Below are 25,827 nucleotides of genomic sequence, written 5' to 3'. Positions count from 1 at the left end.
CCTTTTTTTTAACTCCTTGGTTGTGAGGCGGAAATAAAAAAAAGTTTTTTTGTTTCAGGTTTAAAGTTTAAAGTTTCAGACTGAAGTTCTCACAGAAAACACCGAAAACACAGAATAATGAATGATACAATATGGATTTTGCCATTAAGAAATTAAGGAACGATGCTTTTGAAAACTTGCCAGGGAAACGCAAATTGGACGGATTTGCTGAAGCAAAACGTGGATTTGAACAGATTTTAATAGCTTCGCTATAATGGATTGGAACGGAGGGGTTTGGTAATCAATTGATATTGGTTGAAACCTGAAACTTGAAACTTCTTTTTACTTCTGCTACCCTAGCCCCGATTGTAGTGAAAAGCCCGGATTGATGGGGTTGTGTGAGACTTGATTTAACAAAGCGACCAAAGGAAGCTCTTGGTAAAGCTTAGCCTAACCAAGCCCAACAAACGGACTTGTAACGAAAAGCGGGAAAAGCTTCTAATTAATTAGTATCCGCTTTTTTTGCTTTTGCTAATTCAACTTTTTCTTTCCAAACTCTGGATAATTCTACATAATCAATTTTTTTGGCTGGTGGTTGACGTTGAAGTCTGCCTTCGTTGAATGCTTTGATAAGAATACTTTCAATTAAAAAATCTTCTGTTACTTCAAAAGGATCGAATTCTTCCTTTAAATTAATATCGAAAACTTTTGCTGTGTTACTCGCCCAAAAAGCTTTCCAACCGCTTTTCAAATCTTTAACTAACGTATAAGTTGTTTTACCCGTTTGGCGATGAATTAATTTGACTAAAATCTGCCCTTGTTTGCGAGACAGTTTTTTGAGCTGTTCTTCAAACTCATTTTCTAAATAATTCTCAACAATCTTAAAATATTTCTTCTTTTCTCTTTCAGTCTTGAATTTAGACATATTAGCATTAAGTTTTGTGAGGTTATCTGCTGCAGCTTTTGCATAAGGATAAACTTTCAACACCCGTTGTTGAAGTAAAAGAAACTTTTTTCTATCTTCATCAATTTTATTAGACTTTTGTCCGGTAACCACAACTTCTTCCAAATCAAGAGAAGTTCGAAGTATTGAGTCGTTACCAATTAAATAATAAATAACCGTTGAATCTTTTTTAATTTCTTGTGCATTCATAAAAAAAGCACCAAAAAATAATATAAGTAGCGAAATTGAATACTTCATGTTTTTCATATAGGAAACAAAAATATATATTTAAATGTAAACTCTAATTATCTAAATTTATAATTTAGCAAAAAATACTATTTATATGTCATCAAAAACCATACTAAAAAAATCATCGTTAACTTTTTTAGAAAATTATTTAAATAATGCTTCGCCAACCGGCTATGAATCAGCGGGTCAACAATTGTGGATGGATTATATAAAACCATATGTAGATACTTTTATTACCGACACCTACGGAACAGCAGTTGGCGTAATTAATCCCGAAGCAAAATATAAGGTTGTAATTGAAGGACATTCTGATGAAATTTCATGGTATGTAAACTATATTACCGACAACGGATTGATTTATGTAATCAGAAATGGTGGCTCTGACCATCAAATTGCACCATCAAAACGAGTAAATATTCATACCAAAAAAGGAATTGTAAAAGGAGTTTTTGGATGGCCGGCTATTCACACTCGTAATCGAGGCAAAGAAGAAACAGCCAGAATAGATAATTTATTTATTGATATTGGTTGTTCAAACAAAGAAGAAGTAGAAAAATTAGGTGTTCATGTTGGCTGTGTTATCACATATCCAGATGAATTTATGGTTTTAAACGAAAATAAATTTGTTTGTAGAGCTATTGACAATCGAATGGGTGGATTTATGATTGCAGAAGTTGCCAGATTACTGCATGAAAACAAGAAAAAATTACCTTTTGGACTATACATTACAAATTCAGTTCAAGAAGAAGTGGGTTTAAGAGGAGCTGAAATGATTACTAAAACCATTCAACCCAACGTAGCTATTGTGACCGATGTTTGTCATGATACTACCACTCCAATGATTGACAAAAAAATAGAAGGAGAAACGCAAATTGGTAAAGGCCCGGTCATTACCTATGCTCCAGCCGTTCAAAATAACTTACGAGAATTAATCCTAAACACAGCAGAAGAAAAGAAAATTCCATTTCAGCGATTGGCTTCTTCCAGAGTAACAGGAACAGATACAGATGCTTTTGCGTACAGTAATGGTGGCGTGGCTTCTGCATTGATTTCACTTCCTTTGCGATATATGCATACTACAGTTGAGATGGTTCATCGTGATGATGTAGAAAATGTAATTCAACTGATTTACGAAACCCTATTGAAAATAGAAAAAGACGAAACCTTTTCGTATTTCAAGTAAAGAAATAGTATAAATTCCCGATTTTTTTCGGGAATTTTTCTTTTAAAGCAATAGCTTTGCAAAAAAATTAAAACTGTGATAAATCCGTCTGCTAACGGTTGGATTGAAAAATTTTTCAATACATATTATTCGTTGAATTCTTCTTATAGTTCTAACGAACAAGCATTTTATTGTAGAACAAGAGCAACAGGATTTATATATGGTCATGTGATTTTTTTGGATGTATCTGAAAAGCTTTCTACTAAAGATTGGACTTCAGAAGAAATTTCAAAAGTAGCTTTACTAAACACTTTGCATGGTATTTATCAATTGACTAAAAAGAATGATTCTTCTTCTGATTTTATCTCTTGTGCATTAAACTTTTACAATGAGATGCATCCGAAAGGTTTTTCTTTTTTTCAAAAAATCCTACCCACCGAAAGCAAAGCTACTCAACTGGAAAAAATTATAGATTCAAGGGTGCAAACAAATGATAATATCATTAGTAAAAACTTTTCTCATATTATTACAAATGCTTTATTATTTATAGATGTATTGGCTTTTCATCATTTTTTGTTGCACAAAGAATTGACAAAAGGGTACATTCAAAAATTAGAAGAGACGATTGTTGGAATTGTTGCTATATCGTTAAAAATAAAAAGTAAAAAAACACAGTATGATGATTTATTGATTAAATTATTTGAAATATCTATTCGTTACACTAAGTTTTCTGAAATTAAAATTACAGACATTAATGCAATTGATTTTTCTTTTTTAAAAACATCCTTTGAAAAATTTTACCTTTTAGATTTAGCTTCAATGGCTATTTGGAGTGATGGTAAAATGGAAACTGCTGAATTTGATTTTTTGAATGCATTAGGAAAAACGTTCCAAATTGAAAAACCATTTATTTTAGATAGTTTAAATGAAATTGATGATTTTATTCAACAAAATAAAGCTTCAATCCCTTATTTTAACTATTCTAATCCGATTAAGCATTTTTATGATCAGGCATCTCAAAATGTAATCACTTTGATTACCCGAAATAAGAAAAGATTGCAAAAAGAGCTTTTAGAGAGTAAAGATTTAGTTAAGCTTTTGGCACTTTCAACCACAAGAGATTTGGACAAAGAGGAAAAAAAGAAAGTTAAAAAACAATTATTGGATATTTGTAAAACGGTTCCTTCCTTAACCATTTTTCTATTACCCGGAGGAAGTTTATTATTACCTCTTTTGATTAAATTCATTCCACAATTATTGCCATCTGCTTTCAATGAAAATTTGGATTAAAAAAGCCATCCGAAGATGGCTTAACTATTAAAATTTTAATTGATATACTTCATCAAGCTCGTCATTACTTTTGAAATTCACACCTAAATCGGTAACATAACCAGAATTTAAACCATAGACCCAACCGTGAATTGTTAGTTCTTGTCCCGAACGCCAAGCGGCCTGAACAATAGATGTTTTAGCCAAATCATACACTTGTTCTTTTACATTTAATTCAACAAATTTATTGAATCTATCCTCTTCATTTTGAATAGCATCTAATTCATTTTGATGAAAACGATAAACATCTTTAATATGGCGAATCCAATTATCAATCACTCCAATTGAACTATTGCCCATAGCTGCTTTTACACCACCACAACCATAGTGACCGCAAACAATGATATGTTTCACTTTTAATGCGTTTACGGCATAATCTAAAACACTTAACATATTCATATCCGAATGAACAACCATGTTGGCAATATTTCTGTGTACAAACACTTCACCGGGAGCGGCACCAATAATTTCATTGGCAGGCACTCTACTGTCTGAACAACCAATCCACAATAAAGGTGGATTTTGTCCTTTGGATAATCCTTCAAAAAAATTTGGGTTAATTTTTAATTTGTCTTCTACCCATTTTTTGTTGTTGTCTAATATTTTTTTATAAAAATCACTCATATTATTCTTTTTTATTTTGTTTTACTATTACTTGTTGACCATCAGTGTTTTCAATATTGTAGGCTTTTTTAAACCCAACTAAACGCACAATTATATTATTTTCTGCTGCTTTAACGTCTTGGAATTCTTTAATTAAATCCAATACGTCATGAGCAATATAAACTGTATCAGAAGCATCAATTTCGACAGTTGAATTAGCGGGAATTTCTTTTAATGTGTTTTTTATAGCCGCTTTATTCAGAAATGAAACTTCTTGTGCTAATTGAATATGAATAACATCTCCATCGTGATATTCTTCTTTTTTAAATAAATAAGCTCGTTTAAAGTTTCCTCGCAAGACAAAAAAGATACTAATAATCATTCCGAGAGCTACTCCTTTTAATAAATCTAAAAACACAACTGCCAGAACTGTTGCTATAAAAGGAATAAATTGATAAATTCCTTTTTGATAAAAATGTTTAAAAATTGTAGGTTTTGCCAGTTTATACCCAATCAAAAGTAAAATTGCAGCTAAAGTTGCCAAAGGAATTCTATTTAATAAAGGTGCAATTGTCAACACGCTTATCATTAACAATAAACCATGAATAATTGTAGACATTTTAGTTTCAGCTCCGGCATTAACATTGGCCGAAGAACGAACTACAACCGAAGTCATCGGCAAACCACCTATTAAACCACTTAAAACATTTCCAATTCCTTGTGCTTTTAATTCAACATTTGTATTGGTATATCGTTTATGACGATCCATTCTGTCAGAAGCTTCAATACATAAAAGTGTTTCAATTGAGGCTACAACTGCAATCGTACCCGCAACTATCCAAACTTTTGGATTCATTACAACTTCCAAAGATAAATTTGGCAACATAAACATTGCTTTAAAATCATCAAAGTTGGAAGGCGTTGGCAATGTTACCAAATGTCCTTCTTTTATTTGTAAAGCACTGTTTGTTCGGATAAATAATTCATTTAAAACAATTCCTATTATTACGGCAAATAATGCTGCCGGGACTAATTTTAAACGTTTTAGAAAAGGGATTTTATCCCAAACAATTAAAATAAATAATGAAACAAGTGTTATAATAATTGAGCCATAACTAATATAATTAAAGGAATCTAAAAAGGTTTCAAACATATTGGAACCATCTTTTTGCACAAAAGAGGTGTCTCCTTCACTAATTTTATCATAACCAACAGCATGCGGAATTTGCTTTACAAAAATGATGATTCCGATACCTACTAACATTCCTTCAATAACATTGTTGGGAAAATAGTTTGAAATACTTCCTGCTTTCAAAAAGCCTAATAATAATTGAAGAAATCCGGCTAATAATACTGCTGTTAAAAAAACATCAAACGCTCCTAAATCTGTTATTGCCGCTAATACAATTGCTGTTAATCCGGCAGCAGGACCGGTAACACTAACATGCGATTTGCTCAAATATCCTACAACAATACCGCCAATAACACCTGAAATAATCCCGGAAAAAAGCGGGGCTCCGGAAGCCAAAGCAATTCCTAAACACAAAGGAAGTGCTACTAGAAATACCACTAAACCAGATGCAAAATCTGATTTTAGATGGCCTAAAAGATTTGTTTTATTTGCCATTTACCAAAAAAATAATAATGAATAGATTTAAAAAATCATAAACTTGAATAAACAAGCCTAAATGCACCATTAAATTTCAGGTGGTGGAGAATAAATTTCTTCTAAAATAGAATCGTAAAGAAGACGTTTTTTGAGTATCACATTTTTAGAAGCCAACTGATGGATGTCAAAATTATAATCGTCTTTGTACGATTTAAAACAGGCTTTAAAATGAAAAGTTTTATGCACTTCCTCTTCTTCTGATGTATTGTAAACAATTGAAACATCAGTTTCATCATTATCTAACACAAACACAATAGTGGGCAGCGATAGAAATGATAAGAAAAAAAACAAAACAATGTAAGCAACACTTTTCATACTTCAAAGATAACCTAATTGATGAATCAGTTGTTAAAAAAGTGTTAGAATTTAATTTTTTTTAACTATATTTCATCTTCAAGCCAAGCTTTCATCATCCAAATTGTTTTTTCTTGCTCTTTAATAAAATCGCTCATCATTGAATTAGTTCCTTCATCAAAAGCATCATCTGCTTGTTTTAAAATTACCCTTTCAATTTTCAATAATTGAGTTAATGAACTGACAATCAAACTAACTGCTTCTTCATCATTGGAAATATCTTTTCCTACAAATAATTTATTGTTTTTAATATAATCTTCAAAAGTATGTAACGTTCTTGCTCCTAAAGTCAAAATACGTTCAGCAATCATATCAATTTTTAGTTGGCTATCATTATATAATTCTTCAAATTTAAGATGTAAATCAAAGAAGCGTTTGCCTCTGATATTCCAATGTAAACCTCTTAAATTTTGATAATTTACCTGAAAGTTTGCCAAAAGTATATTCAATTCCGCGGCAATTATTTCTGCTTTTTTAAGTTCTAAACCTAAACTATTTGTTTTCATTTTATTTTTTCTTTAAATATTGTTTAAATTTAGAAAATAAATCAGTTTTTATGCTATAAGAAAAATTGATAGTTTTTATCTTTGTATCAGATTTAACTATTTTTGATTATGACCATAACACAATTACAATATGTTTTAGCCGTTGCAGAACACAAAAATTTTACCCTTGCTGCAGAAAAGTGTTTTGTTACTCAGCCCACTTTAAGCATGCAAATTCAAAAAGTAGAAGAAGAACTGGGTATTCAAATTTTTGATCGTTCAAAAAAACCAATACAATTGACTGAAATTGGGATTAAAATTGTTAATCAATCCAAAAACATTGTTAATGAAGCTAATCGTATTCAAGATATAGTTGACCAACAAAAAGGGTTTATTGGAGGAGAATTTAGAATTGGAATAATTCCAACTGTAATGCCAACCTTGTTGCCCATGTTTTTAAAAAATTTCATCAAGAAATACCCAAAAGTAAATTTGATTATTGAGGAATTAAACACGGAAGAAATCATTTTTAAACTCAAAAATGGTCATTTAGATGCTGCGATAGCTGCCACACCATTAGAAGAAGAAAAAATAAAAGAAGTGGTTTTGTTTTATGAGCCTTTTGTCGCTTACATTCCGGAGAGTCATTCGGTTTTTGAAAAAAAAGAAATAGAGGTTTCAGACTTAAATTTAGATGACATTTTATTGCTTCAAGACGGTCATTGCTTCAGAGACGGTATTTTGAACTTATGCAAAAACAATCAAGGTGGTACCGGTCATTTTAACTTTCATATTGAAAGTGGTAGCTTTGAAACCTTAATAAAACTAGCCGATGAAGGATTAGGAACAACACTCCTTCCCTATTTACATACGTTAGATTTAAACGAAAAAGACAAAGCCAAATTGCGACCTTTTAAAGACCCTAAACCGGCTAGAGAAGTAAGTTTAATTTATCCCAAAAACGAATTAAAAATACATATTATTGATGCTCTACGAAATGTGATTAGTGGTGTAGTTAGAGGAGCAATTGCTTTTCAGGATATTCAAATCATTAGTCCGATACAAAAGAAATAAAATAAAAAAGGAGCTATTTAGGCTCCTTTAGTTTTATAGATTAACATAAATTAAACAATTCTTTAGTTCTGGTTTTTCTTTAGTAAAGTTCAACAACCAATCTTTTAGTTGTTCAATTTCATAAGGCAATAATTGTTTCATTGCTTTCATGAGTTCTTTACTAAATAGTTTCGGATCAAAACTTACGCTTTCTAAGATTTTCTTAGTATAAGCAAACATCGGTCTTGTCATACTTTAGTTATTTGTGTAGAATTTGGTTTTTAAAGAACGTTGTGTAAATTTAAAAAAAATAAAAACATCTCTTTAAAATTTAACATTGTAATTAGTGAAAATTTAACGATTATCTCCGTCTAAAAGATTTCCTAAACCTCCTAATATACTACCTTCTCCTTTCTGATTTCCGCCACCTTGAGGTGCAGCAGCCCAGATTCTACCCGCTAAACGGCTAAATGGTAACGATTGAACATAAACCGTTCCGGGGCCTTTTAGGGTTGCGAAGAACAATCCCTCTCCACCAAAAATTGTATTTCGGATTCCTCCTACTAATTGAACATCATAATCCACATTTTGCGTAAATCCAACCACACAGCCGGTATCCACTTTTATCATTTCACCGGGTTGCAATTCAATTTTTGCCATTGTACCACCGGCATGAATAAATGCCATCCCTCTTCCTTCTAATTTTTGCATAATAAAGCCTTCTCCGCCAAATAAACCACGACCTAATTTTCTGGAAAACTCAATCCCTATTCTAACACCTTGATTGGCACATAAAAAAGCATCTTTTTGACAAATAAACTTTCCGCCAATTTCATCTAAATTAATTGGTAAAATTTTACCCGGATAAGGAGATGCAAATGAAATCTTTCTTTGATTAGGATAATTATTTTCAAATAAAGTCATAAATAAACTTTCACCTGTAAGCCATCTTTTTCCGGCAGAAAAAAGTTTATTCATAATTCCACCAGCATCGCTTCCATCACCAAAAACAGTTTTCATTTGAATACCATCTTGCATCATCATAAAACCACCCGCCTCAGCAACCACAGCTTCGGACGGACTTAAATTGATTTCTACATATTGCATTTCTTCACCGTAAATGGTGTAATCTGTGACTTTGTACATGTTAACTTTTTAAACTTTTAAACACTTAAACTTTTTAAACCCAAAATTTATTTCCACCCTCTCAACATTTCTCTCTTTCCGGGTGGTCCGGCTAATTTTTCTATTCTAAAACCAGCTTCTTTCATCGCATTTTTAATTGGTCCACGGCAGGCATAGGTCACTAAAATTCCACCCTCTTTTAATGCTTCAAACATTTTGGTAAAAATCTCTACACTCCATAATTCCGGCTGAACCCGATAACCAAATGCATCAAAATAAATTATATCAAATTGATTAACATCTTTTATTTCTTGAAACTTTTGTTTACGTTTAATTAGTCTAAAATGTTCCGAAATCGTTACACATTTCTCCCAACTGCATTGATGCATTTTTGAAAAAAAATCGTAATACTCATTAGCATTCAATTGATTAGGGTAATTCATTTGAATTACTTCTTCTGATGAAATGGGATAGGCCTCTACTCCAACATAATTAATAATCACCATATTTTTATGACTTTCTAAAAGGGTTATAAAAGCGTTCAAACCGGTACCAAAGCCAATCTCTAAAACAGAAACGGATTGCCCTTTGCAAAGTGACAATCCGTTTTTGATGAATACGTGTTGAGCTTCCTGAATGGCACCGTGTTTCGAATGATAACTCTCCTCCCATTCCGGTAAATGAATGGAAGTAGAACCATCGGAAGTGATTATAATTTCTCTTTTCAATTCAATTGCAACTTTTTAATACGAGGAATAGGTCCTGAACATTTAACCTCATGACAAGAAATACAAGCTTGAATTGCTTTTGCATAATGCTCTTTTGCTTTTTCCGGTTCTTTATAAATCATTTCTTGAGCAGTCAAAAAAACTTGTGCATTTTCCTTAAAAAAAGCATCGTTTTCAGATGGGTCAGTCATCACTGCTTTGTGAATTTTAGCAAAATGAGCTGGAAATTCACCAACCGGTTCACCCTTTTCTAATCGTTCTTTTAATCGTTGGTTGTCCACATACATTTGCTCCATGAGCATTGCCATTTCTGAAAACTCATACATTTCAAATTTTTTCTTTTCAATAGTTGACGTAGAATCAACTAGTTTTCCATCAACGCTAGCCTTTTTTTCACAACTTATGAAAAACAATAATGAACTTGAAAATAAAATTAATTTCCTCATTATTCTTTGATTAAAACACCGTTTGATAAAAATGAATAGGAAACTTTTGGTTCAATTATAGAATCGATAGCGGCTTGTGATTTTCCGGCATCTTTGGCGTAATGTTTTAATTCGTCAACTGTTTCAACAGAAATAAATGCTTTTCCGTTCACAATGGCTTCACTACCTGCTGCGTTTAATGGCATAAAAAATCCGTAATCTTTAAAGCGAACAAATGTATTTTTATCTTCTGTCAAGCTCATGTTCATCCAACAACCTTTCTTTTGACAAACATCCATTATTTCAGAACGAAACTTTACTTCAATAGTATCTCCCTCTTTTAAAGTTTCAAATTTTGCTAATAATTCTTCTTTTGTTATAGCACCATCTGCTGAAATTGAATCACCAAAAAAAGTAAATTTTTCTGTTTCAACAGTAGTAATTTCATTCTTTTCTTCTTTTTTACATGCAATTAGTGAACATCCAATCATTGCAATTAAAATTGTTTTTTTCATGCTGTTTAAATTAATTTCAACAAAGGTAATCAGAATCCTTTTTTTCGAATTGAATTTTTAAAATTTTTTGTTTCAAAATAGAAAAAACCTAATAATTTATATTCATTTTAAAGAATTCAAAAAAAATTGCATTTATTTTCCATGTTTTTACAAATGATTCAAAAAACTTCTGTTTTTTTTTTATTTTAGCCAATTATAAGATGATTTTATTGAAAATTCAACTTCAATTTACAAACATCTGAATACCAAACAATTAAAACTAAATTTCAATTTAAATACATCTTAAATGAGTTCAATTTTTAGTAACGAAATCGATATAGTTAAAGCTTCAACTTCTAAAATCAGCAGTGTAGATTTTGAAAACCTAACGTTTGGAAATGTTTTTACCGATCACATGTTGATTTGCGATTTTAAAGAAGGAGCTTGGCAAAAACCGATAATCAAACCTTATGAACCATTTATGATTGATCCATCGGCAAAAGTTTTTCATTACGGTCAAGCTATTTTTGAAGGGATGAAAGCCTATAAAGATGAAAACGAAGATGTATGGATGTTTAGACCGGATGAAAATTTTAATCGTTTTAATCATTCTGCAACACGTTTAGCCATGCCGGAAGTACCGGAAGAAATATTTATTGGTGGATTAAAAACAATCTTAGATTTAGAGCGAGATTGGGTTAAAAAAGGAAAGGGAAATACACTTTATATACGTCCGTTTATGATTGCAATTGGGTCAGGTGTAATTGCTCAACCGTCTACACAATATCGTTTTATGATCATTCTTTCACCCGCACGTTCCTATTATTCAGGTGAAGTAAAAGTGATTATTGCTGAGCATTACAGTAGAGCTGCTAATGGTGGAATTGGTGCAGCAAAAGCGGCCGGAAATTATTCTGCTCAGTTTTATCCAACCAAATTAGCAAATGAAAAAGGATTTCAACAAATAATTTGGACAGATGATGCTACGCATTCCAAATTAGAAGAAGCCGGAACGATGAATGTGTTTTTCAGAATTAATGATACCCTATATACTGCTCCAACCGGAGAACGCATTTTAGATGGTGTAACCCGAAAAAGTTTGATTGATATTGCAAAAAGAGATGGGATTAATGTTGAGATTCGTTCTGTTTTGGTAGCCGAATTAATTGAAGCCGCTAAAAACGGAAGTTTAAAAGAAATATTTGGAGCCGGAACGGCTGCTGTTGTGAATCCTATTGTAGGTTTTTCATATCAAGATAACTATTATGAATTACCAAAAATTGACGATTCTTTTGCTCTCCAATTGAAAGAAAAGCTTACCAATATTCAATATAAACTGGCAGAAGACACTTTTGGTTGGACCGTGAAAGTATAATTTATCCACATGAAAATTACTGCTTTTTTATCTTTATCGGAAGATGAACAATTAGAAACTGTTTTCAAAAAAGGAGTTATTGTAGCAGAAAAAAGCGAAAAACCTTTTATAAAAAAGCTATATAGTTTAGGAGCTTTTTATGTAGAGATTCATTTTAACTCATTAAATGAAAAAATCTTGTATAAAAAGGTTTTCAAATCAGGGGAACTTCTGGAAAATTATTTAAAGGAAATTAAAATTAATAATTAAGCTTTCTTTTCACATAATTCAATTAAAACACCATGAGTTGCTTTTGGATGCAAAAAGGCAATATCTAAACCTTCTGCTCCTTTTCTGGGTTGATGATCAATCAATTGAACACCGTTTTCAGATAATTCTTCTAATTGATTTTCAATTCCTTTAACGGCAAAAGCCAAGTGATGAATTCCCTCACCTTTTTTTTCAATAAATTTACCAATAGGTCCATCTGGGTCAGTAGATTCTAACAACTCAATTTTGGACTGACCAATCATAAAAAATGCTGTTTTTACTTTTTGCTCTTTTACTTCCTCTATATTATAACATTTCAAACCTAATTTTTCTTCCCAAAAAGGAATGGCTTCTTCAAGACTCTTTACGGCAATTCCGATATGTTCAATGTGAGATAAATTCATCTTTATTCTTTTTCTTAAAAATCAAACATAAAAAAAGTGCTGAAAAATCCAGCACTTTTCTTTGCAATAAAAACCTTTTATGATTTTGCTTCTGATTTTTTTGAAGCACAACATGCTTTTTTCTCACCTGATGAGCAAGATTTTTTTTCTTCAGTAGAACAAGCTTCTTTTTCAGTTTTAGCTTTTTCTTTCTTTTTTTCTTTATTTTTTGGTTCGTTTGCCATTGCATCAATTGAAACGAACATTGCAGCTACCGCAAATAAGGTTACAAATTTTTTCATAATTAATAAGTTGTGATAAATTACTTTTCACAAATATACTAATTAAAAATGAAAAATTCTATACAAAATGTTAAAAATCAAATTGAAAACTCATTCCAACTTGAGAATTGTATAATATTAAAAAAATAATTTTCCTACCTTTACAACATCTTTTTATCATCATCCCTTCTATGAGGATTTTAAAATACCTTTTACTACTCATCATATTAGTTGCTATTGCGATTACTGTATATATCAGCACAAGTGACGGAACATTTTCGGTAAAAAAAGACTATACCGTTTCATTACCGAAATCAACCCTTTTTCATTATGTAAATGATTATCAAAACTGGGAAGAATGGCTTGAATTATCCGAAAAAGAAGCTCCTTCAAAATTTACAACTAAACACGATTTTGTTGGAGTTGGCAGCTCATTAACTTTTTCGAATGGAAAAGAGCACGGAATGCTAAAAACACTTTCTGTCAAAGAAAATGATTCGATAGTACAAAAAACAGAATGGAATGGTATTGAAGCAAATTCAACTTTTATTTTTTCTGAAAAAAGTAACAAAACCATTATTAGTTGGGAATGTAAGGGTAAAATGAATTTTTCTGAAAAGATACAATCCTATTTTATGGGGGGAATTGATCATTACTTAAATCAACTGTTTGATAAAAGTCTAAAAAAATTAGAAGAAAAGCTTTCTAAAGAAATCAATACCTATTCAATTGAAATCAATGGAATTGAAAAAATCACGAAATCAATTTACTTGAAATCAGAAAAATTTGCAAATAAAGATGAAATTTTTTCAAAGGTTGTTGCACAGTTGATGGAATTAAAAAAATTCTCATCAGAAAATAATATTAAAACTACCGGAGTACCTTTTATTGCTTACAAACCTCTAGATAAAGTCAATACAATTATCAAATATTATGTTGGCATTCCGTTAAAAGAAGAAATTTATACTTCCGCCGGAAGTGAATATACTGTTGATAGTCTTCCCAACCATTCGGCATTAAAAATTACTTTAAAAGGCGACTATTCCCATCGAAAAGAAGCTTGGAATAAAGGTTTTAGTTATATTAGAAAAAATAATTTAGATGAATATACGGAAGGAATTTATCGCGAAGTTTTTGTAAAAAACAGAACAGAAAGTAAATTTCCATCGCAATGGATTACAGAGATTTATATTCCGTTACGATCTACAGGAGCAGGTATTAAGGCTGACTACATAAAACCGGAAACTGAACAATAAACAAACAAATTTTCAGCTTTTTTAAACCATTTTAATTTACTTGAGTCTAAAGTAAAAAGTTCAACTTGCAAGAAGAAAAAGAGTTTATAGAAGCTTTACTAAATGCTAAAACCCGCGAGGCAGCATTTAGAGAATTGGTAGCTAACTACCAAAAGCCACTCTATCATCTTATTCGAACTATTGTAATTAATCATGATGATACCGATGATGTATTACAAAATACGTTTATAAAAGTATTCAGAGGAATTGAAAATTTTAAAGGTGAAAGTAAATTATATTCGTGGATGTACAGAATTGCATGTAACGAAGCTATTACATTTGTGCAACAAAAAGCAAAAAAACAAGCTTTGACCAGCGAGTCTTATCTTCAAAAACAAGTTGAAAATTTAAAGGCAGATGACTATTTTGAAGGGGAAGAAATTCAATTAAAACTTCAAAAAGCCATAGCTTTACTACCGGAAAAACAACAATTGGTTTTTAAATTGAAATATTTTCAAGAATTAACTTATGAAGAAATCTCCAATCAATTGGGTACATCTGTTGGAGCATTGAAAGCCTCCTATCATTTAGCTGTAAAAAAAATAGAAGATTTTATCCATAAAAATTAAACCTTAGGGTTAAAAAAGAGTCAAAATAGTATGAATACAAAATTTTCGTTAGATAGTTCTCCAAAAATTGAAACCGGGTTTAAGGCTTCGGATGACTATTTTGATCAATTACAAACTTCACTTTCTCAAAAAATTAAAGAAAAGGAAGTGCAAGTTATTCCATTACATCGAAATAAAAAATGGTATTTTGCGGTTGCCGCAATAGTTATTTTAAGCATTTCCATTTCAGCCTATTTCCTTTTGAATAATCAAACACTTCATCATGATGATGTGGAAGAATATTTACACTATCAAAGTTCAATTTCGCAAGAAGATGTATATCAAGTTTTTGATGATCAAGATGTTGAAACGTTGGAAAAAAAACTTGAATTGGCTCTACATGAAAATGAAATTGAACATTTTTTAGACTCTCAAAACATTAACGAATATTATCTAATTGATTAATTATGAATAAGAAACACCTTTTTATTTTAGTATTTTTAGTTGCTTTTAGTTTTGTGAATTATGCTCAAAACAGAATGGACAGAAAAGACAAAATTAAAGCTTTAAAAACCGCTTATATCACAGAACAAGTAGGTTTAACTCCTTCGGAAGCTGAAAAATTTTGGCCATTATACAATGCGTTTGACGACAAACAATTTGAATTACGTCATCAAAAAATAAAATCGTATTTGGATCGAATGGAATCGAATACCGATCAAATGAGCGATAAAGAAGCTTCTCAATTGTTGTCTCAATTAGAAGCTACGGAAGATGAATTACATCAGTTGAGAAAAAAATTCAATTCGGATGTTAAATCGATTTTGAGTGCTCAAAAAATCATAAAACTGAAAAAAGCAGAAGAAAGTTTCAATAGAAGTTTATTAAAGCAATTGCGGGAAGGTCGACCAGCCAGAAAAAATTAAACTATAAAAACTTTACTTTAGAAATTTTATTTTTTCCGGCGAGCACCGCACTCCTTTCATCTATAAATCGAAATGTATGGAATGAACCGTCATTGCTAATCTTTTTCCATACATCACCACAATCATTTGAAAAATAAATACCACTTGGTCCAAGACTAACCACTAAAATTCCACCGCCATCAGGCACAAATTGAATACAAGAACTATATCCAAAACCCTTTCCTTTTGATAATAAACTCCACGTTTGTCCATTATTAATGGTTAAAGCTTTGTTATTTTCATTCCAATCTTGTTTTTCATAATTTCCACCCGTAATGATACCAACTGTATCATTATAAAAATCAGCTGTAAAAATTCCTTCCATCGCATTTCCTTGGCAAACTGGAGTATTATAAACACTCCATGTAACGCCTTTATCAGGACTAAAAAAGACTCTGGCTTTTGTACCTCCTGTAACAATCCAAGCATGATTGTTTTTCACAACCAAACTACTATTACTCGCCGCAAAAGCGGCCTCGCCTTCTTCCGTTTTGGGTAAATCTGAACAGGAAACTTTTTGCCAAGTAATTCCTCCGTCTCGTGTAATTAAAACATTTAAACAGCCATTTTGTGGATCACCCATAACAATTCCTTCTGTATTATTCCAAAATTGAATACCGTTGAAAAAGGCATTTGGAGATAAATCTGTAAACACTTTTGAAATTTCTTTTGTTGCTTTATTTATTTTAAAAATAGCAGCGGGTTTTTCTGTACTTAAAAAAAATATGTCGCTTTGTGTTTTAGCTATTCCTCTAAAATGAGGTTTTATAGTATCATCTTTAATTTGTTGTTGAAATCGTTCATTTGAATTTAAATGAACGTAACCAATTTTTCCTTTATCGTTGGCATACCACACTTTTCCTTCATCTAGACAAATAGCTCTAACACTCATAGAATCAGTCAACAAAACTGTTTCTTCAATACCTTGAAAGGGAGCTCTTTTGTTCACTTTTTCTATTTTAGGTTGTTGATTACAACTTACTAAAAGACAAAATAAAAATATTTCACAAATCTGCTTCATTTTGTTAAATTTCACACAAATATATTTCTTTTTGCTTTTTAACAAGTAATACGCTCTAATACATTTATGAAAAAAGTAAAAAAATAATAATGGCATACTAATTGCTTTATCATTTTTGAGAAATTATTCATTCAAAAATAATACGATTATGAAAACAGCATTACCATTAGTATTCCTTCTACTTTTCGGGATGAACAGTATAATTGCACAAGACAGAACCACTGTAAGAGCAAACTCAATTGATATTAGCGATAATCTTGATTTAAGAGCTGTTGCTTATTTGTTTGGAGAATCAAGAGATTTAGAAGATTTTGAAAGAAGATTAAACGATCCAAAAAATCCGCTATCGAATTTAGATTTGAACAATGATAATCAAGTAGATTATTTACGTGTAATTGAATCGGTTGAAAATCGATCTCATTTAATCATTATTCAAGCAGTACTTGATCGTGATATTTTTCAAGATGTTGCCACAGTAGAAGTTGAAAAAGACAATCAAAACCGCATGCAAGTGCAAGTGGTTGGAGATGTTTTTCTATATGGTCAAAATTATATCTATGAGCCTGTTTATTATCATACTCCGGTTATTTATAATACATTTTGGGTAAGTCATTACAGACCATATTGCTCTCCTTGGTATTGGAATTATTATCCATCCTATTATTATGTTTGGAATCCATTCCCAATTTTTTATTATCAAAATCACATCAATATATTTATTGGTACTAATTATACTTGTCATTTTGTAAATTACAGAAGAAGTAGAAATTGTATTGCCATGCATCACTCTAGACGTATGAACGGCTATGAAAGACATTATAACGGTCGTTCATTTCAAGAGAGAAACAGAGGATATTCCAACAGAAATGAATTGGCTCAGACTAGAGATACTAGAGCAAACAACTATTCTTCCGGTAGAAATAATGCTCAAGCTAGCAATCAACCGGTACGATCAAACTCTACGGCTAGTCAATATTCGCCGCGAACAACTTCCGGTAACAATAATAACACGCCAAGACCAAATGTTCGAACCAATGGAACAAGAGATGTTGCCTTTTCTAGTACATCTGATTATGCTACAGCTAACAATTATGAAAGTCCACGTCCAAGAGTGAAAAATACGAGAGAAGAAATGAATTTAGCACAAAATCAATATTCAACATCTTCAACTTATTCTAGTCCAAGACCTAGAGTTAAAAGTACAAGTTCAAATGATGTGTCATTTTCATCCAATAATTATTCATCACAAACAGCAACTGAAACACCTAGACCAAGAGTAAAAAACGATCGAAACAATGTTTATGATGCTTCAATAAATAGTTCAACTTCAAGTTCTACGTTTCAAAATCCAAGACCTTCAAGCACAAGTGCTAGTTATGCATCGCCTAAACCGGTAAGAGAAAGTTCACCTTCTTTACAGTCAACACAAAACCAAAACTATAGTTCAACTCGACCACAAGTTAAGAGTTCAAGTAGAAGTAGTATGAGTGTTGGCTCATCTTCAAATTCATCAGGAAGGTCATCCTCTTCGGGGAGATCATCAAGAATGTAACGAATCTATACCGCTCGATTGAGCGGTATTTTTTTTATAATAAATCTGTAAGGTAAAATTGCATCAACATTAATTTACCTTCTCTCTCAATTTCTAAATTGATACGTTTATCTTCATTTGAACGAAGTAGTGTATTAATTTCTTGAAGTGAAAGTTCTAAAGCATCTATTCCATTAATCTTTTTTACCATATCACCTTTTTTTAAACCGGAAATTTCAGCTGGTGAATTTTCCCTAACTTCCGAAATGATATAAATAGGTTTTAATACAAACTTATATAACACTTGTTCTTGGTCGGCATTATAAACCGTTGTAATCGAATTCATCTTTTTAGCTCCACCCAGCAACATCGATGTGTTAAAGTTAACTCCATTAACAGGCATTTTTTGTGAAACCCATTTTAATCCGGCATGATGTATTTCTAATCCACTTCGGTTGTAGAAAAAAGGTGATGAAAAATAATGGTTCTTTTTAAGATGAATAGATAAATTTTTATAGTCGATAATCACATTAAAACGTTTTATCAATTCTGCTCCAACTGAACCTATTCTGTCCTTAACCAATCTTACATGTTTAATTGAAGAAGAATCCGGAAAAGCTAGCATAGGATGTTGAAAGCTAAATTGATCAAACTCCAAAAAATTTACTTTTGCTCTTTTCCCATAAATTGCACCACTGAAACCTTGCCCCAAAAAATCGATATAGTGTTTAGTTGGAATAAAAGTTGAATCAATTTTAGATTGAAAAAACCAGAATGCATCACTGTTACCTGTATCAAACAATAATTTTGATGGTAATATTTTGTCTTCTATTTTTAATGGTAATTCTAAATAAGGTTTATTATTTTCAAGTGTAATATCTACTTTTACAAACTTCTTTTTTAATTTTTTTAATCGCTTAGCATCTTCTTTAAAGACCGTAATTTTCTTTTTATCGTAATCAATTTGAATGGGGTAATTTTTAAAAAAATGATAGCCAATGATTCCGTTTACAGGAATTCCAACTGAAGAAGAAATATTTATATTTTCCTCTAAAATGATATAAATTGTATGAGAAATATCAAAAAAATCAGCATTTACTTGTACTTTATTATTGGATGATTTTAATCCTTCAACAAAATCTGCACTACCTAAACCTTTTAACTTTACTTTTTCAACTTGTTGAAAGGTAATATTCTCTTTTTCCTCCAGACTAAATAAAATGGTTTCATCTACACCACTATCCAACAAAAATGTTAATTCAACTTCATTTACCGTTATTGGAATAAAAATGAGATTATTAATGAATTGAAAAGGAATTTCAATTTTTTCTTTATTTGCATTTAAAATAAAACCGGATTGGGCAAAAATATTTACCGAAAGGAAAACAAAAAAACAGAATAATTTATATTTCATACCCAATTTTTTATAAAATTACAAAAAAAGGAATTTGATAAACGAATAAATAGTAGTTTTAAATCAATCAGTAGTCAAAAAAAAATCGCAAATTTGCACTTTAAAAATAATTCATATGCCAAAGATTTCCAAAAAAGGACAACAGATGCCTGAATCACCAATCAGAAAATTGGTTCCATATGCAGAAGGTGCCAAAAAAAGAGGTGTAAAAGTATATCACTTGAATATTGGTCAACCTGATATTAAAACCCCTGAAGTTGCCATTAATGCAGTGAAAAATGTTGACATAAAGGTTCTAGAGTACAGTCACTCCGCTGGATTTGAAAGCTATAGAAAAAAACTGGCAGCGTCCTATCAAAAAATCAATTTACCCATCAATACAGAAGATATTATAATAACAACCGGCGGTTCTGAAGCATTGCTTTTTGCAATGGGAAGTACAATGGATACAGATGATGAAATAATTATACCTGAGCCTTTTTATGCTAATTACAATGGATTTTCGACCGCTTCTGGAGTTAAAGTCGTTCCCGTTATTTCAACTATAGAATCAGGATTTGCCCTTCCTCCTATTGCTGATTTTGAAAAATTAATTACGCCAAAAACAAAAGCTATCTTAATTTGTAATCCGGGTAATCCAACAGGTTATTTATACTCTAAAGAAGAAATTTTTCAATTAGCTGAATTAGTAAAAAAACACGATTTATTTTTAATTGCTGATGAAGTATATAGAGAATTTACCTATGATGGTCTTTCCCATTTTTCTGTTATGAATGTCCCTGGTTTAGAACAGCATGCTATTATGATTGATTCTGTTTCGAAACGTTATAGTATGTGTGGTGCTCGTATTGGTTGTATTGTTTCTAAAAATAAAGAAGTGATGAGTACAGCTATGAAATTCGCTCAAGCAAGATTGAGTCCACCAACTTTTGCACAAATTGCAAGTGAAGCAGCTTTAGATACACCACTAAGTTATTTTGATGAAGTAATTTCAGAATACAAAGAGCGTAGAGATATTTTAGTAAATGAATTACAAAAAATTGAAGGTGTACAAGTAGCCATACCTAAAGGTGCTTTTTATTGCATAGCAAAACTTCCTGTAAAAAATGCAGATGATTTTGCACAATGGTTATTAGAAAATTACAATTTCAATGGAGAAACAGTAATGGTAGCTCCCGCTGCCGGATTTTACTCTTCACCCAATGTTGGTTTAGATGAAGTTCGAATTGCTTATGTTTTGAAAAAAGAAGATTTAATTAAATCCGTTCAAATTTTAAAAGAAGCGTTATCTGTTTACCAAAAATAATACATATTAAAACTCATAAAAAAAGCTGTCAACATAATGTTTGACAGCTTTTTTCTTTAATAATTTAGCTTAAATTATTCTACTTTATTTCTAAACCAACCTAGGTTTAAATTATTCCATCGAAGGTTAATCTCCGTATTTATCGTTGTATTGTTGAATTGTAAAATAGCCGTTGAAGTTTCCAATACATATTGATTTTCATAGTATGCTTGTGAAACTATGTCCTCATCTTGATAAGTATAAATTTCATTATCCAATTTAAATTTTACTTCCTCATCCGATACAGATAAAAATTCTTTGGTATGCACACCCATGTATTCACCTTTCAACCATTCGGGCAATAGCAGTTTTTTTGATTCTATTTCACTTTCATCTGAATCACTGCTACAAGCCATTGTCAGCATTACCAAAATAAATAAAGCTATTTTTTTCATTTTCCACATGAATTAATCATCTGTGGTAAAGCTAAAGTGTATTTGTTTGTGATTCTATTTAATTCGCCTACTAACCAAAAAAATCGATAAACAAATACTTCAATGTTGTTCGTCGATAAAAAAAGCTCCTGAAAATCAGGAGCTTTTAAAATTATCGTTTTAACGAGAAATGTGCTTTAAATACTTTATTTTGTCCGTTTTCTTGATATTCTACACTAAACCAGTAATCGGTTGATGGAAGCTGTTCGCCGTTGTAGGTTCCGTTCCATCCGTTTCCTGCCGGACTGATTTGCTTGATGAATTTTCCATAGCGGTCAAATATATAAATTTTTGCGTTAGGTTGTGTCTCTCCTAAGCTAAATATATTCCATGTGTCGTTTATTCCATCACCGTTTGGCGTAAAGAACTTCGGATAATCCACCACAAACACCTCAATGGTTGCATCTGAACAGCCGTTTAAGTCTTGAACCGTTACAATATGTAACCCTGCACTCACATTGGTAAAGACATTACTGGTTTGGAATGGTCCGTAATCTAAACTATACACATAGTTACTATTGCCTTGGTCAGGAATACTCGTGCCCGTTGCTATAATGGTAATAGTTGCACTATTGCTAAAATAATTCGATTGTGTATAACTCAAGGTCGCTTGTTGCGATTGTACCACCAAAGTGGTTACCGGTAATGATACACACTGCGTGGCTATATTAGTAGCCACTACCGTATAACTTCCCGGTGTATCTACCGTTAAGTTTGGTGCTGTACCTAGTATAGTTCCGGTGCTATCTGTCCATACAAACGTATGAGTGGTGCCACTTAAATTGCTGGTCAAGGTATAGGTATTCAATAAATCACCCGTTTGCGGATCCACACACAAGGTACCCGGTTGTGGCGTTGGCTCAGGTAATTTGTTTACCGTTAAGACTATCGGAACAAGTGTCGGACAATTGCTAACCGTAGCCGGATTCACCAACACTGCATACATCGTCTCAACCATTGGTGTAACATTTTGATAGGCTGCCGCATTCGCAATTGCAGTCGTGTAATCGTTACTTAGTATCGCTGCTTGTGCTTGTGCTAAAGTTGTAAAATAATACACAACCGTTCCTGTAGGGTTATTACTGCCCAATAAAATTGGGGTTAACTGCGTTAAATCAAACTGACCTATTCCATCATTTGCTCCTGTTTGGTCACATTGTGTAATTAATGGATCGCTTGGTGCTATTGTATTGGCTTGTGTGCCCTCTTCTACCTCTAAAATTACCTCGCCTGTGGCATTCACACAACCCGTTTGATTGTTCTCCACTCGTACATAAATGGTTTGTGGTGAGCTGATATTGGTATAAACATTCGGTAGCGGTGATGTTCCACTTGCCGCATCAGCCGCACTTAAATAATAACTTACCGTATAATCCGATGGCAACTGGGTCGCTCCTAATACCTGCGGATTCATTGTACTGAGTACAAATGGCATCTGATAATCATCAATCGGCTCACACTGATAGAAGTTAATCGGACTCGCCGCTATAACCGGTAACGGATTTACAATCAATTGCAACTGTACCAACTGATAACATCTTGGCTCATTTACATTGTTTGGCTCTCTGGTTACTCTAACCCAAATCGTTTGTGTTACAGCAATGGTGTTATTAAAGGCTGTTGGATTAGCAATCGCATTGGTCTCGGCTATCGCATCTGCTTCACTTACATAATAAGCCAATGAAAATTCTGTGCTACTAGCTCCGTTTAAGATATAATTAGCCCTGATAGTCAAATCAAATGCCTCGATTCCATCTCCCGGATTATTGTCGTCACACGCCTCTATCGGCTCCGGATTCGTTCTTGGTTCCGGTAGTGGTATCACTCTAATGGTCAACGTTGTATAACTATGACAACCCGCCGCACTGGTTACTCGTACCCCCAAAGTCTGAACCGCTGCTATAGCATTGGTATATGCCGATGGATTCTGAATCGCATTAACATTATCCAACGCATTTTGATAACTCGGATAATACGTAACAGTATATCCGCCTAAATTATTGGTAATCTCATTATTTCTTACCGTTAAATCAAATACCGTAAACTGATTATTCGGAAGTGCCTCATCACACAAACTAATTGGTGTTGGAACAGTCAATGCAAGTGGCGTATCCACTATCAAAGCAAAACTTCCTACATCAAAACATCCCGTAGCAATATGCGTCACACGAACCCAAATCGTTTGTGGATTCACCGTGTTAGGGAAGGCATTCGTATTTACAATGGCTCCCGTGTTGCTAATGGCATTGGCCTCTGTGGTAAAGTAACGCACCGAATACTGATTAGCCGCCCCTGTTTGTGCCGCCAATATAATCGGGGTTTGAACCGTTAAGTTAAATTGACTAAGTCCGTCTAACGGATTGTTATGCGTATCGCACTGTCTTAAATCATCCAACGTTGTTGGTACCTCCGGACGAGGATTCACTCTCAATTCAATCACCACCACTCGTACACATCCCGTTGTGGTGTTTACTGCTCTAACATAGATAAATTGTGTTCCTGCATTTATCGTTAAATAAGGTGTGGAAATATCAATCGCATTGGTACCATCAATGGCTTGTTGCTCTGTTTCATGAAAGGTTAAATCTACATCCGTTGCTCCGTTTAATAAGCCCGGAACTTGTGCCTGTAAATCAAAACTAGCCAATCCATCATTATTGTCATCACACAACGTTATTGGATTAAGCGGAACAAGTGGCAATGGTAAAGGAACCACTCGAATATCCAATGTTGTAGTTGACCAACATCCCGTTATCGGATTCAATACCCGTACATGAAGCGTTTGAACCGCAGGGGTAACATTGGTATAGGTCGTATTTAATACATTGGTACCCGCTTGTGCCTGAGCTAAGGTCAAGTGGAAGGTAACTTGCATCCCCATTTGTGAACCTACTATCTCTGAGATGGCTTGTGTTAAATCAAACTCCTCTACCTGATCTCCCGGGTTATTATCATCACATAAGGTAAGAGGCGTTGGTAAATTAGCCTGTGGTAACGGATTTACAATCAAATCCAATGGAGCTATAGCAAAACATCCCGTGGCATTTATCACAACTCTCACCCAAATGGTTTGGGTTGGACTCAAATAAGCATTGGCTCCTGTAATAATCGGTGTACCTGCTTGTGCCTCTAAATCTGTTTGATGGAAAGTAACCGTATGTAAACTACTGTCTAATCCGTTTAAAATATTACTAATACGCGTCGTTAAATCAAATACCTGCTCTCCATCAGTGTTATCATCACACAACTCATAAGCCGTTGGCGTTAAATTGATTACCGGGAATGGATTCACAAACAAATTAAAGGTCGTAATCGACGGACAATCCGTTGTACCGGTATTGACTACCCTTACATAAATCGTCTGAACCGAAGGTGCCCCCGGTACGATACTCTGATAATTCGAAGGATTTGGTATCGGTGCTCCTCCTAATTGTGCATCAACCAATGTTTCATGATACGTCAAGGTAACATTCGGATTTCCTCCCGTTATAAAAGTAGTATATTGGTCTAAATTGAAGGTCTGAACACCATCATTATTGTCATCACATAAAATCAAATCTGCCGGAGTATTAATCGTTGGTGCCGGTGCTACGGTAATGGTAATACTCTCGTTTAACGATACCGAACATACCGGTGTACCCGATGTAAATACGCCCAATAACGTATAAGTCGTTGTCGTGTTATAAGTGTCAACAATCACTCCAACTCCCGCTGCATCTAACAACAAAGTCTGTATCCCAGAACCATTCACACTATACTCAACCGTAGTATTTGGCGTTCCGGTAAAAGTAACCGTTGCCTCTGCTGTTGGACAAATCGTAATGTTCCCGGCGATAGTAGCCGTTGGTAAAGGAAGTAAAGTAATAGTTCCAGATGCCGATACACTCACACAATTGGTCACCGTATTAGTAATCACTACACTATATGTTCCGGCTGTAGTGGTGGTAAAACTCGCTACGTTACCCGGATTAGCTACCCCTGAAGGTACCGTCCAAGCATAACTGTATGTACCCGCCGTGCCCGGTGTAGCAGTCATTGTTACAATGGTTCCCGTACATACCGTTGCACTGTTTACACTCACCGTTGGATTTGGATTAACTGTTACCGTACCCGAGGCCGAGGTGCTTATACAACCTGTCGTAGTATTGGTGATAATCACGCTATATACCCCTGCTATTGCGGTAGTAAATGTAGCTACGTTACCCGGATTGGCAGCTCCTGTTGGTACTGTCCATGCGTAACTGTATGTACCTGCTGTTCCCGATGTGGCCGTTACCGTGGCTGATGCTCCTGCACATACTGCCGGACTATTAACGGTTACTGTTGGATTTGGATTTATCGTTACCGTTCCTGAGGCCGAGGTGCTCACGCAGCCCGTTACTGTGTTG

Annotated in this window: 27 protein-coding genes; 11 read left to right on the top strand and 16 right to left on the bottom strand. The window is 33.1% G+C overall.

What is annotated here, in order from left to right:
• Positions 1–481 precede the first annotated feature (481 nt).
• On the bottom strand, positions 482–1,180 hold the full coding sequence (locus H601_RS0112160; protein ID WP_035655938.1) for a DUF4294 domain-containing protein: 699 nt from the start codon (positions 1,178–1,180) through the stop codon (positions 482–484).
• Positions 1,181–1,265: 85 nt separating this feature from the next.
• On the opposite strand from H601_RS0112160, the gene H601_RS0112155 reads away from it, so the two are divergent.
• Positions 1,266–2,354, top strand: coding sequence for a M42 family metallopeptidase (locus tag H601_RS0112155; protein WP_026711770.1), 1,089 nt, complete (start codon positions 1,266–1,268; stop codon positions 2,352–2,354).
• Between the two features lie 75 nt (positions 2,355–2,429).
• Complete coding sequence (locus H601_RS0112150) at positions 2,430–3,623, top strand: LETM1-related biofilm-associated protein (protein WP_026711769.1); 1,194 nt, start codon at positions 2,430–2,432, stop codon at positions 3,621–3,623.
• A gap of 27 nt (positions 3,624–3,650) precedes the next feature.
• Here H601_RS0112150 and can read toward each other — a convergent pair whose 3' ends face one another.
• The 4 genes from can to H601_RS0112125 form a co-directional block, all read right to left on the bottom strand.
• On the bottom strand, positions 3,651–4,286 hold the full coding sequence (can, locus tag H601_RS0112145; protein ID WP_026711768.1) for a carbonate dehydratase: 636 nt from the start codon (positions 4,284–4,286) through the stop codon (positions 3,651–3,653).
• A gap of 1 nt (position 4,287) precedes the next feature.
• A complete protein-coding gene (locus tag H601_RS15695) occupies positions 4,288–5,892 on the bottom strand; it encodes a SulP family inorganic anion transporter (protein ID WP_035655934.1) in 1,605 nt (534 codons plus the stop codon).
• 69 nt (positions 5,893–5,961) lie between these two features.
• Entirely contained in the window at positions 5,962–6,249 is a 288-nt protein-coding gene (locus H601_RS0112130; RefSeq protein WP_026711767.1) for a hypothetical protein, read from the bottom strand.
• A gap of 65 nt (positions 6,250–6,314) precedes the next feature.
• Complete coding sequence (locus H601_RS0112125) at positions 6,315–6,794, bottom strand: Dps family protein (protein WP_026711766.1); 480 nt, start codon at positions 6,792–6,794, stop codon at positions 6,315–6,317.
• A 108-nt stretch (positions 6,795–6,902) separates the two neighbouring features.
• Here H601_RS0112125 and H601_RS0112120 point away from each other — a divergent pair, with 108 nt between their 5' ends.
• Positions 6,903–7,847, top strand: a complete 945-nt coding sequence (locus H601_RS0112120) for a LysR substrate-binding domain-containing protein (RefSeq protein WP_026711765.1) — start codon at positions 6,903–6,905, stop codon at positions 7,845–7,847.
• A gap of 33 nt (positions 7,848–7,880) precedes the next feature.
• Here H601_RS0112120 and H601_RS0112115 read toward each other — a convergent pair whose 3' ends face one another.
• The 5 genes from H601_RS0112115 to H601_RS0112095 all read right to left on the bottom strand — a co-directional run bounded on the left by H601_RS0112115 (position 7,881) and on the right by H601_RS0112095 (position 10,619).
• Positions 7,881–8,078 (bottom strand): hypothetical protein, encoded by a 198-nt coding sequence (locus H601_RS0112115; RefSeq protein ID WP_026711764.1) that lies wholly within the window; start codon positions 8,076–8,078, stop codon positions 7,881–7,883.
• Positions 8,079–8,180: 102 nt separating this feature from the next.
• Positions 8,181–8,972: a TIGR00266 family protein gene (locus H601_RS0112110; RefSeq protein ID WP_026711763.1), complete on the bottom strand. Its 792-nt coding sequence runs from the start codon at positions 8,970–8,972 to the stop codon at positions 8,181–8,183.
• Between the two features lie 47 nt (positions 8,973–9,019).
• Positions 9,020–9,679, bottom strand: a complete 660-nt coding sequence (mnmC2, locus tag H601_RS0112105; RefSeq protein WP_026711762.1) for a tRNA (5-methylaminomethyl-2-thiouridine)(34)-methyltransferase MnmC2 — start codon at positions 9,677–9,679, stop codon at positions 9,020–9,022.
• A complete protein-coding gene (locus H601_RS0112100) occupies positions 9,676–10,125 on the bottom strand; it encodes a hypothetical protein (RefSeq protein WP_051220743.1) in 450 nt (149 codons plus the stop codon). The genes mnmC2 and H601_RS0112100 overlap by 4 nt, the downstream gene beginning before the upstream one ends.
• On the bottom strand, positions 10,125–10,619 hold the full coding sequence (locus H601_RS0112095; protein WP_026711760.1) for a DUF4920 domain-containing protein: 495 nt from the start codon (positions 10,617–10,619) through the stop codon (positions 10,125–10,127). The genes H601_RS0112100 and H601_RS0112095 overlap by 1 nt, the downstream gene beginning before the upstream one ends.
• 286 nt (positions 10,620–10,905) lie before the next feature.
• Between H601_RS0112095 and H601_RS0112085 the strand changes: the two genes are divergently transcribed.
• Both H601_RS0112085 and H601_RS0112080 read left to right on the top strand, forming a co-directional pair.
• Positions 10,906–11,973, top strand: coding sequence for a branched-chain amino acid aminotransferase (locus H601_RS0112085; protein ID WP_026711759.1), 1,068 nt, complete (start codon positions 10,906–10,908; stop codon positions 11,971–11,973).
• 9 nt (positions 11,974–11,982) lie between these two features.
• A complete protein-coding gene (locus H601_RS0112080) occupies positions 11,983–12,222 on the top strand; it encodes a hypothetical protein (RefSeq protein ID WP_026711758.1) in 240 nt (79 codons plus the stop codon).
• On the opposite strand, the gene mce is transcribed toward H601_RS0112080, so the two are convergent.
• Together mce and H601_RS0112070 are read right to left on the bottom strand one after the other, a co-directional pair.
• Positions 12,219–12,626 carry a methylmalonyl-CoA epimerase gene (mce, locus tag H601_RS0112075; RefSeq protein WP_026711757.1) on the bottom strand — a complete coding sequence of 136 codons (408 nt, stop codon included), beginning with the start codon at positions 12,624–12,626 and terminating at the stop codon, positions 12,219–12,221. The two genes, H601_RS0112080 and mce, sit on opposite strands and share 4 nt — an antisense overlap.
• Before the next feature lie 77 nt (positions 12,627–12,703).
• Positions 12,704–12,907, bottom strand: coding sequence for a hypothetical protein (locus H601_RS0112070; protein WP_026711756.1), 204 nt, complete (start codon positions 12,905–12,907; stop codon positions 12,704–12,706).
• A 170-nt stretch (positions 12,908–13,077) separates the two neighbouring features.
• Between H601_RS0112070 and H601_RS16185 the strand changes: the two genes are divergently transcribed.
• The 4 genes from H601_RS16185 (at position 13,078) to H601_RS0112050 (ending at position 15,655) form a co-directional block, all read left to right on the top strand.
• Positions 13,078–14,142, top strand: a complete 1,065-nt coding sequence (locus tag H601_RS16185; protein WP_026711755.1) for a GyrI-like domain-containing protein — start codon at positions 13,078–13,080, stop codon at positions 14,140–14,142.
• Positions 14,143–14,207: 65 nt separating this feature from the next.
• A complete protein-coding gene (locus H601_RS0112060) occupies positions 14,208–14,750 on the top strand; it encodes an RNA polymerase sigma factor (protein WP_026711754.1) in 543 nt (180 codons plus the stop codon).
• Between the two features lie 30 nt (positions 14,751–14,780).
• Positions 14,781–15,194 (top strand): hypothetical protein, encoded by a 414-nt coding sequence (locus tag H601_RS0112055; RefSeq protein ID WP_026711753.1) that lies wholly within the window; start codon positions 14,781–14,783, stop codon positions 15,192–15,194.
• 2 nt (positions 15,195–15,196) lie between these two features.
• Complete coding sequence (locus H601_RS0112050; protein ID WP_026711752.1) at positions 15,197–15,655, top strand: hypothetical protein; 459 nt, start codon at positions 15,197–15,199, stop codon at positions 15,653–15,655.
• 1 nt (position 15,656) lies between these two features.
• Here H601_RS0112050 and H601_RS0112045 read toward each other — a convergent pair whose 3' ends face one another.
• The gene (locus tag H601_RS0112045; RefSeq protein ID WP_035655933.1) at positions 15,657–16,715 is read right to left on the bottom strand and encodes a WD40/YVTN/BNR-like repeat-containing protein; all 1,059 of its coding nucleotides are present in this window, start codon (positions 16,713–16,715) and stop codon (positions 15,657–15,659) included.
• 148 nt (positions 16,716–16,863) lie between these two features.
• Between H601_RS0112045 and H601_RS0112040 the strand changes: the two genes are divergently transcribed.
• Positions 16,864–18,267: a hypothetical protein gene (locus H601_RS0112040; protein WP_026711750.1), complete on the top strand. Its 1,404-nt coding sequence runs from the start codon at positions 16,864–16,866 to the stop codon at positions 18,265–18,267.
• Positions 18,268–18,301: 34 nt separating this feature from the next.
• Here the strand turns inward: H601_RS0112040 and H601_RS0112035 are convergent, their stop codons facing one another.
• Positions 18,302–19,660, bottom strand: coding sequence for a PDZ domain-containing protein (locus tag H601_RS0112035; protein WP_026711749.1), 1,359 nt, complete (start codon positions 19,658–19,660; stop codon positions 18,302–18,304).
• Positions 19,661–19,775: 115 nt separating this feature from the next.
• Here H601_RS0112035 and H601_RS0112030 point away from each other — a divergent pair, with 115 nt between their 5' ends.
• Positions 19,776–20,966: a pyridoxal phosphate-dependent aminotransferase gene (locus tag H601_RS0112030; protein WP_026711748.1), complete on the top strand. Its 1,191-nt coding sequence runs from the start codon at positions 19,776–19,778 to the stop codon at positions 20,964–20,966.
• A 74-nt stretch (positions 20,967–21,040) separates the two neighbouring features.
• On the opposite strand, the gene H601_RS0112025 is transcribed toward H601_RS0112030, so the two are convergent.
• Together H601_RS0112025 and H601_RS0112020 are read right to left on the bottom strand one after the other, a co-directional pair.
• Positions 21,041–21,400 (bottom strand): hypothetical protein, encoded by a 360-nt coding sequence (locus H601_RS0112025; RefSeq protein WP_156900401.1) that lies wholly within the window; start codon positions 21,398–21,400, stop codon positions 21,041–21,043.
• A 151-nt stretch (positions 21,401–21,551) separates the two neighbouring features.
• A partial coding sequence (locus H601_RS0112020; RefSeq protein ID WP_026711746.1) for a T9SS type B sorting domain-containing protein occupies positions 21,552–25,827 on the bottom strand: 4,276 nt, incomplete at its 5' end.

The organism is Flavobacterium filum DSM 17961 (assembly GCF_000425465.1).
GTDB lineage: Bacteria > Bacteroidota > Bacteroidia > Flavobacteriales > Flavobacteriaceae > Flavobacterium > Flavobacterium filum.
This window is presented reverse-complemented; position numbering and strand designations above follow the sequence as displayed.

Excerpts from the sequence above, each read along its gene's own strand:
- H601_RS0112110 (WP_026711763.1), bottom strand. The coding sequence starts at position 8,972 with ATGTACAAAGTCACAGATTACACCATTTACGGTGAAGAAATGCAATAT.
- H601_RS0112115 (WP_026711764.1), bottom strand. The coding sequence starts at position 8,078 with ATGACAAGACCGATGTTTGCTTATACTAAGAAAATCTTAGAAAGCGTA.
- H601_RS0112050 (WP_026711752.1), top strand. The coding sequence starts at position 15,197 with ATGAATAAGAAACACCTTTTTATTTTAGTATTTTTAGTTGCTTTTAGT.
- H601_RS0112035 (WP_026711749.1), bottom strand. The coding sequence starts at position 19,660 with ATGAAATATAAATTATTCTGTTTTTTTGTTTTCCTTTCGGTAAATATT.
- mce (WP_026711757.1), bottom strand. The coding sequence starts at position 12,626 with ATGAATTTATCTCACATTGAACATATCGGAATTGCCGTAAAGAGTCTT.
- H601_RS0112025 (WP_156900401.1), bottom strand. The coding sequence starts at position 21,400 with ATGAAAAAAATAGCTTTATTTATTTTGGTAATGCTGACAATGGCTTGT.
- H601_RS15695 (WP_035655934.1), bottom strand. The coding sequence starts at position 5,892 with ATGGCAAATAAAACAAATCTTTTAGGCCATCTAAAATCAGATTTTGCA.
- H601_RS0112160 (WP_035655938.1), bottom strand. The coding sequence starts at position 1,180 with ATGAAGTATTCAATTTCGCTACTTATATTATTTTTTGGTGCTTTTTTT.
- H601_RS0112085 (WP_026711759.1), top strand. The coding sequence starts at position 10,906 with ATGAGTTCAATTTTTAGTAACGAAATCGATATAGTTAAAGCTTCAACT.
- H601_RS0112130 (WP_026711767.1), bottom strand. The coding sequence starts at position 6,249 with ATGAAAAGTGTTGCTTACATTGTTTTGTTTTTTTTCTTATCATTTCTA.
- H601_RS0112155 (WP_026711770.1), top strand. The coding sequence starts at position 1,266 with ATGTCATCAAAAACCATACTAAAAAAATCATCGTTAACTTTTTTAGAA.
- H601_RS16185 (WP_026711755.1), top strand. The coding sequence starts at position 13,078 with ATGAGGATTTTAAAATACCTTTTACTACTCATCATATTAGTTGCTATT.
- H601_RS0112055 (WP_026711753.1), top strand. The coding sequence starts at position 14,781 with ATGAATACAAAATTTTCGTTAGATAGTTCTCCAAAAATTGAAACCGGG.
- H601_RS0112040 (WP_026711750.1), top strand. The coding sequence starts at position 16,864 with ATGAAAACAGCATTACCATTAGTATTCCTTCTACTTTTCGGGATGAAC.
- H601_RS0112070 (WP_026711756.1), bottom strand. The coding sequence starts at position 12,907 with ATGAAAAAATTTGTAACCTTATTTGCGGTAGCTGCAATGTTCGTTTCA.
- H601_RS0112045 (WP_035655933.1), bottom strand. The coding sequence starts at position 16,715 with ATGAAGCAGATTTGTGAAATATTTTTATTTTGTCTTTTAGTAAGTTGT.
- H601_RS0112095 (WP_026711760.1), bottom strand. The coding sequence starts at position 10,619 with ATGAAAAAAACAATTTTAATTGCAATGATTGGATGTTCACTAATTGCA.
- can (WP_026711768.1), bottom strand. The coding sequence starts at position 4,286 with ATGAGTGATTTTTATAAAAAAATATTAGACAACAACAAAAAATGGGTA.
- H601_RS0112125 (WP_026711766.1), bottom strand. The coding sequence starts at position 6,794 with ATGAAAACAAATAGTTTAGGTTTAGAACTTAAAAAAGCAGAAATAATT.
- H601_RS0112100 (WP_051220743.1), bottom strand. The coding sequence starts at position 10,125 with ATGAGGAAATTAATTTTATTTTCAAGTTCATTATTGTTTTTCATAAGT.
- H601_RS0112080 (WP_026711758.1), top strand. The coding sequence starts at position 11,983 with ATGAAAATTACTGCTTTTTTATCTTTATCGGAAGATGAACAATTAGAA.
- H601_RS0112120 (WP_026711765.1), top strand. The coding sequence starts at position 6,903 with ATGACCATAACACAATTACAATATGTTTTAGCCGTTGCAGAACACAAA.
- H601_RS0112030 (WP_026711748.1), top strand. The coding sequence starts at position 19,776 with ATGCCAAAGATTTCCAAAAAAGGACAACAGATGCCTGAATCACCAATC.